The 16146-nt window shown below is 65.6% G+C and carries 26 protein-coding genes; 24 read left to right on the top strand and 2 right to left on the bottom strand.

What is annotated here, in order from left to right:
• Positions 1-6: 6 nt before the first annotated feature.
• The 18 genes from rpsS (at position 7) to map (ending at position 10230) form a co-directional block, all read left to right on the top strand.
• Entirely contained in the window at positions 7-288 is a 282-nt protein-coding gene (gene rpsS, locus ACETWP_RS05500) for a 30S ribosomal protein S19 (RefSeq protein ID WP_373971208.1), read from the top strand.
• A gap of 56 nt (positions 289-344) precedes the next feature.
• Positions 345-710: a 50S ribosomal protein L22 gene (gene rplV / locus ACETWP_RS05495; protein ID WP_373971207.1), complete on the top strand. Its 366-nt coding sequence runs from the start codon at positions 345-347 to the stop codon at positions 708-710.
• The gene (gene rpsC, locus ACETWP_RS05490; RefSeq protein WP_373971206.1) at positions 711-1538 is read left to right on the top strand and encodes a 30S ribosomal protein S3; all 828 of its coding nucleotides are present in this window, start codon (positions 711-713) and stop codon (positions 1536-1538) included.
• Positions 1539-1955 carry a 50S ribosomal protein L16 gene (rplP, locus tag ACETWP_RS05485; protein WP_373971205.1) on the top strand — a complete coding sequence of 139 codons (417 nt, stop codon included), beginning with the start codon at positions 1539-1541 and terminating at the stop codon, positions 1953-1955.
• 3 nt (positions 1956-1958) lie between these two features.
• On the top strand, positions 1959-2288 hold the full coding sequence (gene rpmC / locus ACETWP_RS05480; protein ID WP_373971204.1) for a 50S ribosomal protein L29: 330 nt from the start codon (positions 1959-1961) through the stop codon (positions 2286-2288).
• On the top strand, positions 2288-2578 hold the full coding sequence (gene rpsQ / locus ACETWP_RS05475; protein WP_373971203.1) for a 30S ribosomal protein S17: 291 nt from the start codon (positions 2288-2290) through the stop codon (positions 2576-2578). The genes rpmC and rpsQ overlap by 1 nt, the downstream gene beginning before the upstream one ends.
• 516 nt (positions 2579-3094) lie before the next feature.
• Positions 3095-3463 carry a 50S ribosomal protein L14 gene (gene rplN, locus ACETWP_RS05470; protein WP_373971202.1) on the top strand — a complete coding sequence of 123 codons (369 nt, stop codon included), beginning with the start codon at positions 3095-3097 and terminating at the stop codon, positions 3461-3463.
• A gap of 2 nt (positions 3464-3465) precedes the next feature.
• Positions 3466-3828: a 50S ribosomal protein L24 gene (gene rplX / locus ACETWP_RS05465; protein ID WP_373971201.1), complete on the top strand. Its 363-nt coding sequence runs from the start codon at positions 3466-3468 to the stop codon at positions 3826-3828.
• Positions 3828-4397 carry a 50S ribosomal protein L5 gene (rplE, locus tag ACETWP_RS05460; protein WP_373971200.1) on the top strand — a complete coding sequence of 190 codons (570 nt, stop codon included), beginning with the start codon at positions 3828-3830 and terminating at the stop codon, positions 4395-4397. The genes rplX and rplE overlap by 1 nt, the downstream gene beginning before the upstream one ends.
• Positions 4398-4459: 62 nt before the next feature.
• Positions 4460-4858 carry a 30S ribosomal protein S8 gene (rpsH, locus tag ACETWP_RS05455; protein ID WP_373971199.1) on the top strand — a complete coding sequence of 133 codons (399 nt, stop codon included), beginning with the start codon at positions 4460-4462 and terminating at the stop codon, positions 4856-4858.
• 19 nt (positions 4859-4877) lie between these two features.
• The gene (rplF, locus tag ACETWP_RS05450) at positions 4878-5414 is read left to right on the top strand and encodes a 50S ribosomal protein L6 (RefSeq protein WP_373971198.1); all 537 of its coding nucleotides are present in this window, start codon (positions 4878-4880) and stop codon (positions 5412-5414) included.
• A gap of 2 nt (positions 5415-5416) precedes the next feature.
• Complete coding sequence (gene rplR, locus ACETWP_RS05445) at positions 5417-5788, top strand: 50S ribosomal protein L18 (protein ID WP_373971197.1); 372 nt, start codon at positions 5417-5419, stop codon at positions 5786-5788.
• Complete coding sequence (gene rpsE, locus ACETWP_RS05440) at positions 5785-6507, top strand: 30S ribosomal protein S5 (protein ID WP_373971196.1); 723 nt, start codon at positions 5785-5787, stop codon at positions 6505-6507. The genes rplR and rpsE overlap by 4 nt, the downstream gene beginning before the upstream one ends.
• Before the next feature lie 2 nt (positions 6508-6509).
• Positions 6510-6716 (top strand): 50S ribosomal protein L30, encoded by a 207-nt coding sequence (gene rpmD / locus ACETWP_RS05435; protein ID WP_373971195.1) that lies wholly within the window; start codon positions 6510-6512, stop codon positions 6714-6716.
• A gap of 2 nt (positions 6717-6718) precedes the next feature.
• Positions 6719-7174, top strand: coding sequence for a 50S ribosomal protein L15 (rplO, locus tag ACETWP_RS05430; protein ID WP_373971194.1), 456 nt, complete (start codon positions 6719-6721; stop codon positions 7172-7174).
• Between the two features lie 246 nt (positions 7175-7420).
• Positions 7421-8725: a preprotein translocase subunit SecY gene (secY, locus tag ACETWP_RS05425; RefSeq protein ID WP_373971193.1), complete on the top strand. Its 1305-nt coding sequence runs from the start codon at positions 7421-7423 to the stop codon at positions 8723-8725.
• Positions 8722-9297 (top strand): adenylate kinase, encoded by a 576-nt coding sequence (locus ACETWP_RS05420; protein WP_373971192.1) that lies wholly within the window; start codon positions 8722-8724, stop codon positions 9295-9297. The genes secY and ACETWP_RS05420 overlap by 4 nt, the downstream gene beginning before the upstream one ends.
• Positions 9298-9399: 102 nt before the next feature.
• Positions 9400-10230: a type I methionyl aminopeptidase gene (gene map, locus ACETWP_RS05415; RefSeq protein WP_373971191.1), complete on the top strand. Its 831-nt coding sequence runs from the start codon at positions 9400-9402 to the stop codon at positions 10228-10230.
• 390 nt (positions 10231-10620) lie between these two features.
• On the opposite strand, the gene ACETWP_RS05410 is transcribed toward map, so the two are convergent.
• Complete coding sequence (locus tag ACETWP_RS05410) at positions 10621-11550, bottom strand: hypothetical protein (RefSeq protein WP_373971190.1); 930 nt, start codon at positions 11548-11550, stop codon at positions 10621-10623.
• 481 nt (positions 11551-12031) lie between these two features.
• Here ACETWP_RS05410 and infA point away from each other — a divergent pair, with 481 nt between their 5' ends.
• The 6 genes from infA (at position 12032) to rplQ (ending at position 15249) form a co-directional block, all read left to right on the top strand.
• The gene (gene infA / locus ACETWP_RS05405; protein ID WP_068731548.1) at positions 12032-12253 is read left to right on the top strand and encodes a translation initiation factor IF-1; all 222 of its coding nucleotides are present in this window, start codon (positions 12032-12034) and stop codon (positions 12251-12253) included.
• A gap of 78 nt (positions 12254-12331) precedes the next feature.
• The gene (rpmJ, locus tag ACETWP_RS05400) at positions 12332-12445 is read left to right on the top strand and encodes a 50S ribosomal protein L36 (RefSeq protein WP_030148013.1); all 114 of its coding nucleotides are present in this window, start codon (positions 12332-12334) and stop codon (positions 12443-12445) included.
• Positions 12446-12601: 156 nt separating this feature from the next.
• Positions 12602-12976 (top strand): 30S ribosomal protein S13, encoded by a 375-nt coding sequence (gene rpsM / locus ACETWP_RS05395; RefSeq protein ID WP_373971189.1) that lies wholly within the window; start codon positions 12602-12604, stop codon positions 12974-12976.
• 41 nt (positions 12977-13017) lie between these two features.
• Positions 13018-13419, top strand: coding sequence for a 30S ribosomal protein S11 (gene rpsK, locus ACETWP_RS05390; RefSeq protein ID WP_373971188.1), 402 nt, complete (start codon positions 13018-13020; stop codon positions 13417-13419).
• A 169-nt stretch (positions 13420-13588) separates the two neighbouring features.
• Positions 13589-14599, top strand: a complete 1011-nt coding sequence (locus ACETWP_RS05385; protein WP_373971187.1) for a DNA-directed RNA polymerase subunit alpha — start codon at positions 13589-13591, stop codon at positions 14597-14599.
• Positions 14600-14685: 86 nt separating this feature from the next.
• Complete coding sequence (gene rplQ / locus ACETWP_RS05380; protein WP_373971186.1) at positions 14686-15249, top strand: 50S ribosomal protein L17; 564 nt, start codon at positions 14686-14688, stop codon at positions 15247-15249.
• Between the two features lie 252 nt (positions 15250-15501).
• Here rplQ and ACETWP_RS05375 read toward each other — a convergent pair whose 3' ends face one another.
• Entirely contained in the window at positions 15502-16104 is a 603-nt protein-coding gene (locus ACETWP_RS05375; protein ID WP_373971185.1) for a hypothetical protein, read from the bottom strand.
• Positions 16105-16146: the final 42 nt, after the last annotated feature.

Here is a 16146-nt window from a genome sequence, read left to right as displayed (position 1 = left end):
GGAAACATGCCACGCAGCCTGAAGAAAGGCCCCTTCGTCGATCAGCACCTCTTTGTCAAGGTCGCTGCTGAGAACGAAAAGGGCACCAAGAACGTCATCAAGACGTGGTCCCGCCGTTCGATGATCGTGCCCGACATGCTCGGACACACGATCGCTGTTCACGACGGCCGCAAGCACATTCCGGTGTTTGTCACCGAGTCGATGGTCGGGCACAAGCTCGGCGAATTCGCTCTGACGCGGACTTTCCGCAGCCACGTGAAGGACGACAAGAAGGGCAAGCGCCGCTAACCCGCAAGGGTTAGCGAGTGCTTAGCACTTCTTCGATAGACGAGAGAAGGAAAGCAATGGAAGCCAAGGCAATTGCGCGTCATATCCGCGTAACGCCTATGAAGGCCCGGCGCGTCGTCGACCTTGTTCGTGGCAAGCAAGCGAATGAGGCTCTGGCGATTCTGAAGTTTGCCCCACAGGCAGCTTCGGAGCCGGTATTCAAGGTAGTAGCGTCGGCAATGGCTAACGCCCGTGTCGCCGCAGATCGCGACGGAGTCGCGTTCAACGATGATGAGCTGTTCATCAGCGAGGCCTTTGTCGACGAGGGCGCGACCATGAAGCGGTTCCGTCCGCGGGCCCAGGGCCGCGCGTTCCGCATCAACAAGCGGACCAGCCACATCACCGTGGTCGTCGCAACCCCGGAGAAGGGTGGGGAAAAGTAAATGGGACAGAAAGTCAACCCGAATGGGTTCCGTCTCGGCATCACCACGGACCACGTGTCGCACTGGTTCGCCGACAGCAGCAAGCCGGGTCAGCGCTACAAGGACTACGTCCGCGAGGACGTCAAGATCCGCGAGCTCATGACCATCGGCATGGAGCGCGCCGGCATCGCCAAGGTCGAGATCGAGCGCACCCGTGACCGCGTCCGCGTGGACATCCACACGGCGCGCCCGGGCATCGTCATCGGCCGCCGCGGCGCCGAGGCCGACCGCATCCGCGGCGAGCTCGAGAAGCTCACGGGCAAGCAGGTGCAGCTGAACATCCTCGAGGTCAAGAACCCCGAGATCGAGGCCCAGCTGGTCGCCCAGGGCATCGCCGAGCAGCTTGCTTCCCGCGTGGCATTCCGCCGCGCGATGAAGAAGGCCATGCAGTCGGCAATGCGCGCCGGCGCCAAGGGCATCCGTGTCCAGTGCGCCGGTCGTCTCGGCGGCGCCGAGATGTCCCGCAAGGAGTTCTACCGCGAGGGCCGCGTGCCCCTGCACACCCTCCGCGCGAACATCGACTACGGCAAGTTCGAGGCCAAGACCACCTTCGGCCGCATCGGCGTGAAGGTCTGGATCTACAAGGGCGACGTGACCGCCAAGGAGCTCGCGGCCCAGGCCGCAGCCGCTCCGGCGCGTGGCCGCGGCGACCGCCCCGGCGGACGCCCGGCAGCCGCCGCAGGTGGCGAGCGTCGTCGTCGTACCGACCGCAACACCGGCGCGCCGGCAACCGAGGCAGCTCCGGCCGCCGAGGCCCCCGCGGCGGCCGCAGAAGGAGGACAGGCTTAAATGCTTATCCCACGCCGAGTCAAGTACCGCAAGCAGCACCACCCGACCCGTTCGGGCGCTGCCAGCGGAGGCACGACGGTCACCTTCGGTGAGTACGGTATCCAGGCCCTGACCCCGGCCTACGTCACCAACCGTCAGATCGAAGCAGCCCGTATCGCCATGACCCGCCACATCAAGCGTGGCGGCAAGGTCTGGATCAACATCTATCCGGACCGCCCCCTCACCAAGAAGCCCGCCGAAACCCGCATGGGTTCCGGTAAGGGTTCCCCCGAGTGGTGGGTTGCAAACGTCAAGCCGGGTCGGGTTCTCTTCGAACTCTCCGGTGTCAGTGATGAGGTAGCTCGCGAGGCCCTGCGCCTGGCGATCCACAAGCTTCCGTTGAAGGCACGCATCGTGCGTCGTGAGGGTGGTGAATAGGGAATGGCAATCGGATCCAAGGATCTCGCAACCGAGCAGCTCGACGGTTACGACAACGGCCGCCTGGTCGAGGAACTGAAGAAGGCCAAGGAGGAGCTGTTCAACCTCCGCTTCCAGTCCGCCACCGGCCAGCTGGAGTCCCACGGACGCCTGAAGTCTGTCAAGCGCGACATCGCCCGCATCTACACGGTGCTGCGCGAACGCGAGCTCGGCATTCGCCAGGAAGTCGTGGTCCCGGTCGAGGAGACCACCAAGAAGACCAAGAAGTCTTCGAAGAAGGCCTCCGACGCCGAAGCGACTGAAGTCACTGAAGCGACTGAGGAAGCCAAGTAATGACCGAGAAGGAGAACGCAGTGGCTGAAGCTACCGAAGCTCGCGGTGACCGCAAGACCCTCCGCGGGTACGTGGTTTCCGACAAGATGCAGAAGACCATCGTTGTCGACGTTGAGGACCGTGTGAAGCACGCCCTGTACGGCAAGGTCATGCGTCGCAACAAGAAGATCAAGGCCCACGACGAGAACGGGATCGCCGGCATCGGCGACCTGGTCCTCATCGCGGAGACCCGCCCCTTGTCCAAGGACAAGAACTGGCGCCTGGTCGAGGTCATCGAGAAGGCCAAGTAGCCTTTTCGGGACCTTCCGAAGATCGGTGCACGACGCCGGTGCGCACCCCTCACGGGTCGCGCGCCGGCGTCGTGCTGTTTAACGGCGGCGCTCCCGATCACTTTCGGGTCAACCTTCCGCGCCGGCGCATGTCAGCGCGGGGCAGCCCGCGGAAACCTGCTCGGGAGGCGCCAAAACCGCCCGGCTGGACGCCCGCAGGGACCGCTGAGGCGCGCCGCGCACCCTATATCACGCGATTATGGATGGCGGCATTCCTCGCGTAGACTGGGTGGTCTGTGCGCTCTGCGTGTCGAGACTATCCACCTCCCACGCAGGCAATCGTGCGCGGCGATCGGGTTCAACCCCGCCGGCGCGCGGCACGGCTCCCCGGCGCATCGCCTCGGCCCTGCTTCCCCAGCAGTGCGGAACCCCTTGGTTCCACACGGTTTGGAGGTGGGGGTAAGCGACAGCCGGGGGTGGACCATATCCGTTCCGCAAGGCTCCCAGAGAGAACCAGCGAGACGACAGGAGTTAATAGTGATTCAGCAGGAGTCGCGACTCAAGATCGCCGACAACACCGGTGCTAAGGAAATCCTTACCATTCGTGTTCTCGGTGGATCCGGACGTCGCTACGCAGGCATTGGCGACGTCATCGTCGCCACCGTCAAGGATGCAATCCCTGGCGGCAACGTCAAGAAGGGCGATGTCGTCAAGGCCGTCATCGTCCGCACCAAGAAGGAACGCCGTCGCATCGACGGCTCCTACATCAAGTTCGACGAGAACGCAGCCGTCATCCTCAAGGGCGATGGCGAGCCGCGCGGTACCCGTATCTTCGGCCCGGTCGGACGCGAGCTTCGCGACAAGAAGTTCATGAAGATCGTTTCCCTGGCTCCGGAGGTGCTGTAACCATGGGTGCAAACATCAAGAAGGGCGACCTGGTTCAGGTCATCACCGGCGCCAAGCAGGACCGCGGCGGAGACCGCGGCAAGCAGGGCAAGGTCCTCAAGGTCTTCACGGCGACCGAGCGAGTCCTCGTAGAGGGCATCAACCGCGTCACCAAGCACACGAAGGCCGGCCAGACCGAGCGCGGCACGAAGACCGGTGGCATCGAGGTCGTCGAGGCCCCGATCCACGTGTCCAACGTTGCGATCGTCGATCCCGAGTCAAAGAAGCCGACCCGCGTTGGCTTCCGCGAGGAGATCGTTGAGAAGAACGGCGTGAAGAAGACCGTGCGCGTGCGCTACGCCAAGGCTTCCGGGAAGGCACTGTAATGACTGAAGCAGCTGTGAAGACCCAGCCCCGCCTGAAGGCCAAGTACGCCTCCGAAATCCGCGAATCCCTGAAGAGCGAGTTCGGCTACTCCAACACCATGCAGATTCCGGGCCTGGTCAAGGTCGTCGTGAACATGGGTGTTGGCGAGGCCGCCAAGGACTCCAAGCTCATCGAGGGCGCTGTCCGCGACCTGACCCAGATCACGGGTCAGAAGCCGCTGGTGACCAAGGCACGCAAGTCGATCGCACAGTTCAAGCTGCGCGAGGGAATGCCCATCGGCACGCACGCCACGCTTCGTGGCGACCGCATGTGGGAATTCGTCGACCGCCTGGTGACCCTGGCGCTGCCGCGTATCCGCGACTTCCGCGGCCTGAGCCCGAAGCAGTTCGACGGCAACGGCAACTACACGTTCGGCCTCACGGAGCAGTCGATGTTCCACGAGATCAACCAGGACGCCATCGACCGCGTCCGCGGCATGGACATCACCGTGGTGACCACCGCCAAGACCGACGACGAAGGCCGCGCGCTCCTCAAGGCGCTGGGCTTCCCGTTCAAGACCGAAAACTAGATCAACTACGTTACAGGTCCGCCGTCGTGCGGAAACCGTAGCGAGGAAGGGCAGAAGCCCACATGACAATGACAGATCCAGTCGCAGACATGCTGACTCGTCTGCGCAACGCCAACTCGGCATACCACGACACCGTGGCCATGCCGTCCTCCAAGCTGAAGGTGCGCGTTGCGGAGATCCTCAAGGCGGAGGGCTACATCGGCGATTTCGCCGAAGAGGCCGCCGAGGTAGGCAAGAAGCTGACCATCAACCTGAAGTTCGGTCCGAACCGCGAGCGTTCCATCGCTGGCGTCCGCCGCATTTCCAAGCCGGGCCTCCGCGTGTACGCGAAGTCCACCAACCTGCCGCACGTGCTGGGCGGGCTGGGCATCGCCATCCTGTCGACGTCGTCCGGTCTGCTGACCGACCGCCAGGCCGCCAAGAAGGGTGTGGGTGGGGAAGTCCTCGCCTACGTCTGGTAACGGGAAGGGAGAACACACCATGTCACGTATTGGACGTCTTCCAATCACCGTCCCCGCCGGCGTCGAGGTCAAGGTCGACGGCGCGCTCGTCTCCGTCAAGGGTTCCAAGGGCGAGCTGAGCCACACCGTGGCCAGCCCGATCGCCGTGGTCCTCGAGGACGGCACGCTCACCGTCAGCCGCCCGAACGACGAGCGGGAGTCCCGCTCGCTGCACGGCCTGACCCGCACCCTGATCGCCAACATGATCCAGGGCGTCACCGAGGGCTACTCCAAGCGCCTCGAAATCCACGGCACCGGCTACCGCGTGCTGGCCAAGGGTTCGAACCTCGAGCTCGCCCTGGGCTACTCGCACCCCGTCTCCGTCGACGCTCCGGAGGGCATCACGCTCACCGCCGAGAGCGCCAACAGGGTCCTCGTCTCCGGTATCAGCAAGCAGCAGGTTGGCGAAGTTGCAGCCAACATCCGCAAGCTCCGTAAGCCGGATCCCTACAAGGGCAAGGGCATCCGCTACGAAGGCGAAGTTATCCGCCGCAAGGTCGGAAAGGCTGGTAAGTAATCATGGCTATCGGAATTAAGGGTAAGAGCAAGGCCGCTGCGCGCGGCCGCCGCCACCTGCGCGTCCGTAAGCGGATTGAGGGCACCGCGGTTCGTCCGCGCCTGGTCGTCAACCGCTCCGCCCGCCACATGTTCGTCCAGGTTGTCGATGACAGCAAGGGCCTGACCGTGGCGTCGGCATCCACCATGGAAGCCGACCTGCGCGTGTTCGACGGCGACAAGACCGCCAAGGCCAAGCGCGTTGGCGAGCTCGTCGCAGAGCGCGCCAAGGCCGCCGGCATCGAGTCGGTCGTCTTCGACCGCGGCGGCAACAAGTACCACGGCCGCGTGGCCGCGGTCGCCGACGGCGCGCGGGAAGGTGGGCTGGCACTGTGAGCGAAGCTACTAACGAGAAGGAAACTCAGGTGTCTGAAGCTACCGAGACCGCTCCCGCGACGACGACGGCTGACGCCGGCGCGCGTCGCGGTGGCGACAACCGCGGTTCCGACCGCGGCGGACGCGGCGAGAGCCGTGGCCGTGGCGAGGGACGTGGCCGTGGCGGCCGCGACTCCCGCGACAGCCGGAACGACGACAAGGACAAGTTCCTCGAGCGCGTCGTGAACATCAACCGCGTCTCCAAGGTCGTCAAGGGCGGCCGTCGCTTCAGCTTCACCGCCCTCGTGGTGGTCGGAGACGGCAACGGCATGGTCGGCGTCGGCTACGGCAAGGCCAAGGAGGTGCCCGCGGCGATCGCCAAGGGCGTCGAAGAGGCCAAGAAGACGATGTTCCGGGTTCCCCGCGTCGGCTCCACCATCCCGCACCTGGTGCAGGGTGAGGCAGCCGCAGGCGTGGTCCTGCTTCGTCCGGCCGCCCCGGGTACCGGCGTTATCGCCGGCGGTCCGGTTCGCGCCGTCCTCGAATGCGCCGGCATCCACGACGTCCTCTCCAAGTCCATGGGGTCCTCGAACCAGATCAACATCGTCCACGGCACCGTGGCGGCGTTGAAGGCCCTCGAGGAGCCGGCATCCGTCGCGGCTCGCCGTGGTCTGCCCCTGGATCAGGTCGTTTCGTCGCAGATGCTGCGCAACATCCAGAACCAGAAGGTAGGTGCGTAGTTATGGCGAAGAACTTTGTCGCTAGCGACGCCACACTGGCAATCACCCAGATCAAGTCCACCATTGGTGGCAAGCAGAACCAGCGCGACACCCTGCGCTCGCTCGGCCTGAAGCGGATCGGACACACCGTGTTCCGCACCGCCGACGCCGTCACCGTAGGGATGGTCAACACGGTTCCGCACCTCGTGAAGGTTGAGGAGGCGAAGTAATCATGGCTATCAAGGAAAATGCACTCAAGGTGCACCACCTCCGTCCGGCCGCAGGCGCCAAGACCGCCAAGACCCGCGTGGGTCGTGGCGAAGGCTCCAAGGGCAAGACCGCGGGCCGCGGCATGAAGGGCACCAAGGCGCGCTACCAGGTCAAGGCCGGCTTCGCCGGTGGCCAGCTGCCGCTGCACATGCGCCTTCCGAAGCTCCGCGGCTTCAAGAACCCGTTCCGGGTCGAGTTCCAGGTCGTGAACCTGGACAAGATCGGCGAACTGTTCCCCGAGGGTGGCGACGTCACCGTCGAGGCCCTGGTCGAGAAGGGCGCCGTTCGCAAGAACCAGCCCGTCAAGGTCCTGGGCACCGGCGACATCGACGTGAAGGTCAACGTGAAGGTCAACGCCTTCTCCGCGTCCGCCGCCGAGAAGATCGCCGCCGCCGGCGGAACGGTGACCGCGCTCTAAGGTCCCCGTGATCGCACGGTACAGCTGAAGGCCCCTGGCGGGCCGGGATATCCCGGCCCTCCGGGGGCCTTTCGCTTCCCTTCCGTCCGCCCCACCACTCAGTCCCCAGATTTGCCCGTAGACTTCCCCACAGAACGACGCCGGTGCGGCGGTGTCCCATTAGCGGACTAGCCGTCCCGTACCGGTAGACTCAGGACGTCAATCCCCGGCCACCTGTGGCCGGCACCACACCACTCAGGAGGACGCTTGCTCAGCGCCATAGCCCGGGTCTTCCGGACGCCTGACTTGCGACGCAAGTTGTTGTTCACGCTCGGCATCATCGCGATCTACCGCCTCGGCGTGTTCATCCCGACCCCGGGCGTCGACTACGGCAACGTCCAGCAGTGTCTCGCGGCCGGCAACACGACCGGCGGCCTGTACCAGTTCGTGAACCTCTTCAGCGGCGGCGCCCTGTTGCAGGTCTCCATCTTCGCGCTGGGCATCATGCCGTACATCACCGCGTCCATCATCGTGCAGCTGCTCCGGGTGGTCATTCCCCGGTTCGAGGAGCTGCACAAGGAGGGGGCGGCCGGCCAGTCCACGCTCACCCAGTACACGCGCTACCTGACCATCGCGCTCGGCCTCCTGCAGGCGACGACGCTGGTCTCCCTCGCGCGCAGCGGCAACCTGTTCCAGGGCTGCACCCTGCCGATCGTGCCCGACGACTCGCTGGTCAACATCCTGCTGATGATCATCGTCCTGACCGCGGGCACCGGCCTCATCATGTGGTTCGGCGAGCTCGTGACCGAGCGCGGCGTCGGCAACGGCATGTCCATGCTCATCTTCGTCTCCATCGCGGCGGGCTTCCCGTCCTCGATGGCCGCGATCGCCTCCAGCCAGGGCTGGGGCGTCTTCGCCGGCGTGATCGCGATCGGCCTCGTCGTCGTCGCCCTCGTCGTGTTCGTCGAGCAGTCCCAGCGCCGCGTGCCGGTGCAGTACGCCAAGCGCATGGTGGGCCGCCGCACCGTCGGCGGGACGTCCACGTACATCCCGATCAAGGTCAACATGGCCGGCGTGATCCCCGTGATCTTCGCGTCCTCGATGCTGGCGCTGCCGAGCATGCTGGTGCAGTTCAACGTCCGGTCCGACGGCACCCTGCCGGACTGGGCCCTGTGGCTGCAGACCCACTTCAGCGGCAGCAGCCCGCTGTACATGGTGGTCTACCTCCTGCTGGTCATCTTCTTCACGTACTTCTACGTGGCCATCACGTTCAACCCCACCGAGGTGGCGGACAACATGAAGAAGTACGGCGGCTTCATCCCGGGCATCCGGGCCGGCCGCCCGACGGCGGAGTACCTCCAGTACGTGCTCAGCCGCATCACGTTCCCGGGATCCATCTACCTGGGACTGATCGCGCTGACCCCGCTGATCGCGTTCGTGCTTATCAACGCCGACCAGAACTTCCCCTTCGGCGGCGTCTCGGTCCTCATCATGGTCGGTGTGGGTCTGGAGACCGTCAAACAGATCAACGCCCAAATGCAGCAGCGACACTACGAAGGACTTCTGCGATGAAACGAATGCTGATCATTGGCCCTCCCGGTTCCGGCAAGGGCACCCAGGCCGCACGCATCTCCGAGAGCCTCGGCGTCGTGGCGATCTCCACCGGGGACATCTTCCGCGCCAACGTCAAGGAGATGACGCCGCTGGGCGTGGAGGCCAAGAAGTACATCGACGCCGGCAACTTCGTCCCCGACGAGGTCACCAACCGGATGGTCCGCGACCGCCTCACGCAGGACGACGTCGCCGACGGCTTCCTCCTCGACGGCTACCCGCGCACGTCCGCGCAGGTCGACGAGCTGGACGACATCCTCGCCGAGGGCGGCCACGAGCTCGACGCGGTGCTGCAGCTGACCGCCGACGACGACGAGCTCGTCGCGCGCCTGCTCAAGCGCGCCGAGATCGAGGGCCGCGAGGACGACAACGAAGAGGTCATCCGGCACCGCCTGGGCCTCTACAAGGAGCAGACGCAGGTCGTCGTCGACCGCTACCTCGAGCGCGGCATCGTCCGCCCCGTGGACGGCCTCGGCGATGTCGACGAGGTCACCGAGCGCGTGCTCGGGGCCCTGGAGACCCCGGCCAAGTAGCGGCGCACCCCCCACGGCACGATCCGGCAGCCCTCGCCCCCACGGCGGGGGCTGCCGCCGTCGTACCGGCAGACACACCCAGCAAACCGGAGGAAGACCCCCATGCAGTTCGGCCAGGCCAAGATCGAGTACAAGACCAACGGGCAGATCCTCAAGATGCGCGAGGCGGGCCTGGTGCTGGCCGAGGCGCTGGACACCGCCGTCGTGGCCGCGCAGGTCGGGACCACCACGGCGGAGCTGGACGCGCTGTTCGCCGGCGTGCTGGAGAAGCACGGCGCGCGCAGCAACTTCAAGGGGTACCACGGGTTCCCGGCGACGATCTGCGCGTCCGTCAACGAGGAGGTCGTCCACGGCTTCCCGAGCGGCTACGTGCTCGCCGACGGGGACGTCCTGAAGATCGACGGCGGCGCGATCGTGGACGGCTGGCACGCCGACTCGGCGCGGACCGTGATCGTCGGGACCGCGGATCCCGCGGACCAGCGGCTCTCCGACGTCACCCAGGCTGCGATGTGGCGGGGGATCGCCGCGCTGGCGAACGCGCGCTTCCTCGGCGAGGTCGGCGACGCCATCGACGAGTACGTCTCCGCGCAGGACGGCGAGCCGCTGGGGATCCTCGAGGACTACGTGGGCCACGGCATCGGATCCGAGATGCACATGGCCCCCGACGTCCTGAACTACAGCACCGGGCACCGCGGGCCCCGCGTGAAGCCGGGCATGTGCCTGGCGATCGAGCCGATGCTCGTCCGCGGCTCGATCGAGACGCGCGTTCTCGACGACGACTGGACCGTGGTCACCACCGATGGCGCACGGGCCTCCCAGTGGGAGCACACCGTCGCCGTGCACATGGGCGGCATCTGGGTCCTCACCGCGCACGACGGCGGCGCTGCCGGCCTGGCCCCGCTCGGGGTGACGCCCTCTCCGCTCCGCCCGTAGCAGGACGCCCTCTCCGCTCCGCCCGTAGTAGGGAGCTACAGCCGGCGCAGGGTAGCTATGGGGCGCTCGGCCCATTGGTCCCGCCCTGTCCAGCCGTCTTCCCCCTCCCTCCGCGACGCTCCCCGGCTTGAGCAGGCCATGCGGAACCCAGGGGATGCCCATCCCGGAGACCGTTGACGGCCAAACGGACGCTCTCCGGCTTGAGCAGGTCATGGGGGGTCCAGAGGGTGTCGATCCCGGGGAGCGTTGACGGCCAAGGGGACGCTCCCCGGCTTGGGCAGGCTATGCGGAGTCCAGAGGGTGTCGATCCCGGGGAGCGTTAACGGCCAAGGCGACGCTCCCCGGCTTGCGCAGGTACCGAGGCGGCCGGAGGATGCTGATCCCAGAGAGTCATCGCGGGCGACGCGCCTCGAGCACGGCCTCCGCCACTCGGTGGCACGCTCGGGCGAACCCGTTGGCCAAATCGGGTGACCCGAACTTGAAGTAGCGCCAACGCGCGGCATCGAAGCGTCCGTCACGGTCGTTGTCCCGGGCCTGCTGTAGCGGGTCCCGATGCGTTTCCCCGTCGTACTGGATGGCGATTCGATAGCGCCGGTAGCCCATGTCTGCCTGGGGAGAGAAGTCGTCGCGCGGGTTGAGGCGAAGTTGGAGTTCCGGCTCCGGCAGCCCGTAGCGGACGATCGCGAGACGCAACTGGGTCTCCGGAGCGGAGTCCGCGCCGACCCGCATGAGTTCCAACGCCTCGCGGGCGCGGACGATGCCCTGAAGGTTCGGGTGCGTTGCCAGGAGTCGGACGAGCCCATCACGTGTTGCCCACGGTGCGGCCCGTTCCTCAAATTGCGAGCGGGGGTTCCGAAGGAGTTGATCGCCCATCGACACCAAATCGTCGAGGGACATCGCACTCGCGAGGTCCAGCCACGTGCGGGCAGGCGAGGCGAAGGGAATGCCATCGTGAGCGACGAGTTCGTCCGGGTACTGGAGCACGCTGTGACAGGTGACGCCGCGGAGCGTGAGCGCGGGGCTGCTCCGGTGCCGGCTGACGTGAAGAGCATGCTCCTGTTCCAGCCGACGCGGCAGCCATAGTCCGTGGATGCGCGCGGCAGTCTGATGTGAAGCCCAGATTCCCCGATGCAGCTGCGTGAGTCCGCGGAGAACCTGAAGCGGATCCGGCGGACCGGATCCGTGGAGGTACAGGCCGCGACCGAGGTTGGTGATGTCCGAAGCCTGTAGGCGGCCACGGCCGACGCCGAGCACCCGCGCCTCAACCAGCGTGAACGTGCGCTGCTGCAGCTGCGGTGGCAGGGGAGCGGGGCGTCTCATACGCCCATGGTGTCGGATCCGTCGAGAGTCCGCTGGCGGTATCCACAGCCCGGACTCGACCTCCACAGGCCCACCTACGGGCCGACCGGTTTTCCGCCTAAGGTCCGCGGCTCGTACCGGCACAAGCACCCTGGCGAGTTGGTACCTTGCGTAAGCCAGTGAGCGCCGGGGGAGTGGGAACGCTTCCCGGGACAGAAGCCCCTTGGAGAGTGCATACGCTGCCGAAGTCGGGGAGCGTCCCCGGCGCTCTGGAAGAAGCCACGGAAAACGGCCCAAACCGAGCGCGATCGGCGCGTCGGCGTGACGGATCGCCCCGATTTCCGTTATGCGGGACCACCGGGTAGGCTTATTTGTTGGTTGTCTCTACGTCTGTGCCCAAAACGTCCGGTGTCAAAAACCGGGCCGGGGCGGGGGCTCGAGCAGTCGAAATATATACACGCCGGAAGCACCCTAGCGACCGGCACAAACGTTAGCGGAGGATATGGCCAAGAAAGAGGGTGTCATCGAGGTAGAAGGCACCGTGTCGGAGGCGCTTCCCAACGCGATGTTTCGCGTTGAGTTGCCCAACGGACACGTGGTACTTGCCACTATCTCGGGAAAGATGCGTCAGCACTACATTCGAATCCTCCCCGAGGACCGTGTAGTGGTGGAGCTCAGTCCTTACGACCTCAACCGCGGCCGAATCGTCTACCGCTACAAGTAGGTCTTGGGCCTCCGGAAATCCGGGGCGCCGAAGGTAGTTACAGCTCCACTGAAACAGCAACCGCAAAGGAACAGAGCCGTGAAGGTCAACCCTAGCGTGAAGCCGATCTGCGAAAAGTGCAAGGTGATCCGCCGCAACGGCCGGGTCATGGTGATCTGCGAAAACCCACGCCACAAGCAGCGTCAGGGCTAGTTTCCGCTCGGAAATCTAGGCCTGCGCGTAGTTAGTTAACACGGCAGCACAGCGTCCACTACGCGGGACGCACACCCCCGGCACGGAGGCCGGGGACCTGGCGACAGGGATGTGCTGCTCCACACCTCCGCGAAACACGTAAGGAAGACAACCACTATGGCTCGTCTCGCTGGCGTAGACATCCCGCGCGAAAAGCGCGTGATCATCGCGCTCACCTACATCTACGGCGTGGGCAAGACCCGTGCAGAACAGACCATTGCCGAGACCGGGATCTCCCCGGACACTCGTGTCAAGGACCTCACCGACGCTGAGCTTCTCCAGCTGCGTGACTTCATCGAAGGCAGCTTCAAGGTCGAGGGTGACCTCCGCCGTGAAGTCGCTGCCGACATCCGCCGCAAGGTGGAGATCGGCTCCTACGAGGGCATTCGCCACCGCAAGGGCCTGCCGGTCCGCGGACAGCGCACCAAGACCAACGCTCGCACCCGCAAGGGCCCGAAGCGCACCGTCGCCGGTAAGAAGAAGACCCGCTAAATCTAGCGGATCCCATAGCCAATTCATCGTAGGAGTAAGCAATGCCCCCCAAGACTCGTGGAGCGGTACGCAAGCCGCGTCGCAAGGACAAGAAGAACATCGCGCTGGGCCAGGCGCACATCAAGAGCACCTTCAACAACACCATCGTGTCCATCACGGACCCGTCCGGTGCGGTCATCTCCTGGGCTTCCGCCGGAGAGGTCGGCTTCAAGGGCTCCCGCAAGTCCACCCCCTTCGCCGCGCAGATGGCGGCCGAGGCTGCCGCCAAGCGCGCGCAGGAGCACGGCATGAAGAAGGTTGACGTGTTCGTCAAGGGACCGGGCTCCGGTCGCGAAACGGCCATCCGCTCGCTCCAGGCCGCCGGCCTCGAGGTCGGATCGATCCAGGACGTTTCCCCGAGCGCCCACAACGGCTGCCGCCCCTCGAAGCGTCGCCGCGTCTAAGTAGCCCTCGTCCGGCGCGTGTCGCCGTCGTGCTCTAGCGAGTACGACGGCGGTGCGCGCCATACGCGGCCCACTTGACCGACTGCCCTGACGAACGCCTTCGCGGCAGACGTCGTTTCCACCCCCTGTGTTGCGTCATATAGCGGATGCTCGCTGAAAGGAAATGTAAGTGCTTATTGCACAGCGCCCCACCCTCACCGAAGAAGTAGTAGCCGATAACCGTTCCCGGTTCATCATCGAACCGCTGGAGCCCGGCTTCGGCTACACCCTTGGCAACTCGCTGCGCCGCACGCTCCTGTCCTCCATTCCTGGTGCTGCTGTCACCAGCGTCCGGATCGACGGCGTGCTGCACGAGTTCACCACCGTTCAGGGTGTCAAGGAAGACGTCACCGAACTGATCCTGAACATCAAGAACCTTGCTGTGTCCTCCGAGCACGACGAGCCCGTCGTCGCCTACCTGCGTAAGCAGGGCCCCGGCGTCGTCACGGCCGCGGACATCACCCCGCCGGCCGGCGTCGAGTTCCACAACCCGGACCTGCACATCGCGACGCTGAACGCGAAGGGCAAGTTCGACATGGAGCTGACCATCGAGCGTGGCCGCGGCTACGTCTCCGCGTCGCAGAACAAGAGCTTCGATGCCGAGATCGGCCGCATCCCGGTCGACTCCATCTACTCGCCCGTTCTGAAGGTGACCTTCCGCGTGGAGGCCACCCGCGTCGAGCAGCGCACCGACTTCGACAAGCTGATCGTCGACGTCGAGACCAAGGATTCCATCGTGCCGCGCGACGCCGTCGCTTCGGCCGGAACCACCCTGGTCGAGCTGTTCGGTCTGGCGCGCGAGCTCAACTCGGCCGCCGAGGGCATCGAGATCGGCCCGTCCCCGACGGACGCCGCTCTCGCCGCCGACATGGCGCTGCCGATCGAGGACCTGGAGCTGACGGTTCGTTCGTACAACTGCCTCAAGCGCGAGGGCATCCACACTGTGGGCGAGCTCGTGGCCCGTTCCGAGGCCGACCTGATGGACATCCGCAACTTCGGCGCGAAGTCCATCGACGAGGTCAAGGCGAAGCTCGTCGAGCTGGGTCTGTCCCTGAAGGATTCCCCTCCAGGGTTCGATCTGGCAGCCCGCGCCGCAGCCATTGAAGAAGACGACACCGTCTACGGTGACGAAGAGGCCTAAAGGCCGCCTTCGACGTAATGTACTTTGCCCGTGGGTTCCGCGCCGTGAGGCGCGGGACCGCGGGCACCATATGAGGAGATAACACCATGCCTACCCCCCCTAAGGGAAAGCGCCTCGGAGGCGGAGCTGCCCACGAGCGCCTCATGCTCGCCAACCTGGCGGCACAGCTGTTCGAGCACAAGAGCATCACCACCACGCAGACCAAGGCCAAGCGCCTTCGTCCGTACGCCGAGCGCCTGATCACCTTCGCCAAGCGCGGAGACCTGGCCGCCCGCCGTCGCGTGCAGGGCACCATCGCGTCCCGCAACCGCACCAACAAGGGCATCGTCCACGAGCTGTTCGTGAACATCGCCCCGGTGATGGCCGAGCGCGAAGGCGGTTACACCCGCATCACCAAGATCGGCAACCGCAAGGGCGACAACGCCCCCATGGCCGTCATCGAGCTCGTTATGGAGCCCGTGTCCCCGAAGCAGGCCGTCGTGAAGGAGGCCACCCAGGCCGCCGCCACCGCCGCGCCCGCCGAGGAGCCGACGGTCGAGGAGACCGCGTCGGCATCGTCCGCTTCGGCTGAGTCTGCCGACTCCGCCGAGTCGGCCGCGTCGCCGGTCGAGGCCGCCGACGAGAAGAACGAGAAGAAGGACGAGGCCTAGGCCTTAGCCCCTCTCGAGGACCGAACACCGGGAAGGCCCGCCGCTCATTGAGCGGCGGGCCTTCCTTTCATACACGGCCGGTACTTCGCTACCGGCCGATACTGGTGCGAGTGAGACTGAGCGTACCTCTGTTGTCGCTGTTACAGAAGACTTGTAGCGGGACGAATGAGAACTTTTTTCTGCGATGAGCACGACGGCGGAGCAAGGGTCGCGGAGGCCACGCCGGCGGCGCGAGTCGCCGCGCTCGTTGAATCACCGTCCGCGCGTGGGCAGGGGCTGCACCCCGGCGACCGGGCCCTCCGCGGGGAGTCGCGTGCCAACGGAATGCCCTGCCGCGATCTGCCGCTTGACCTGCTCAAGCTCATTCTGGAGAAGGTCGACGGTCGCGCGGTACCTTTCGAACTCCGCCGTACGGCGCCTGGTCGCGCCGAGACTGATGCCGACGGCGAGAAGGGCCAGCGGGAACGACACCAGCAGGGCCCAGCCGGACGTGGCGAGGAAGTCCAGTGCTACGGGAAGTGCCTGCTGGAAGGCCAGGAACTCGTTCACTCCGCCGACCACCCCGTTCAGGGCGGAGTCCAAGGGACCCATGAACTGCCCCACGACCGGCGTCCCGGAAAGCGACGGAGCGGTCAGTGGCGGTTGTCCCCCTGGAGACCAGCGCGAATCACCGAGGTGGTTCAGGACGTAGATCCCGGCGCCTGCGTTGAGGGCGGCGAAGAGCAGGACGGATCCCAGCGCGGTCCAATGCAGCTTGCCAGGACGCCAGAGGCCGACCACCAGCGCGAAGACGGCGGCCGCAACCCATGAAAAGACCTGCAGTTCCTCGCGGTTCATGCCGCCCAGTAGTTCCAAGTGAATTCCTGCTCCTTACGCTTGCCATCGATGCCTGCTCAA

This window comes from Arthrobacter halodurans, assembly GCF_041877255.1.
GTDB classification, from domain to species: Bacteria; Actinomycetota; Actinomycetes; order Actinomycetales; family Micrococcaceae; genus Arthrobacter_N; species Arthrobacter_N halodurans.
The sequence above is the reverse complement of the archived record's forward strand: the minus strand, read 5'-3'. Positions and strand labels throughout refer to the sequence as shown.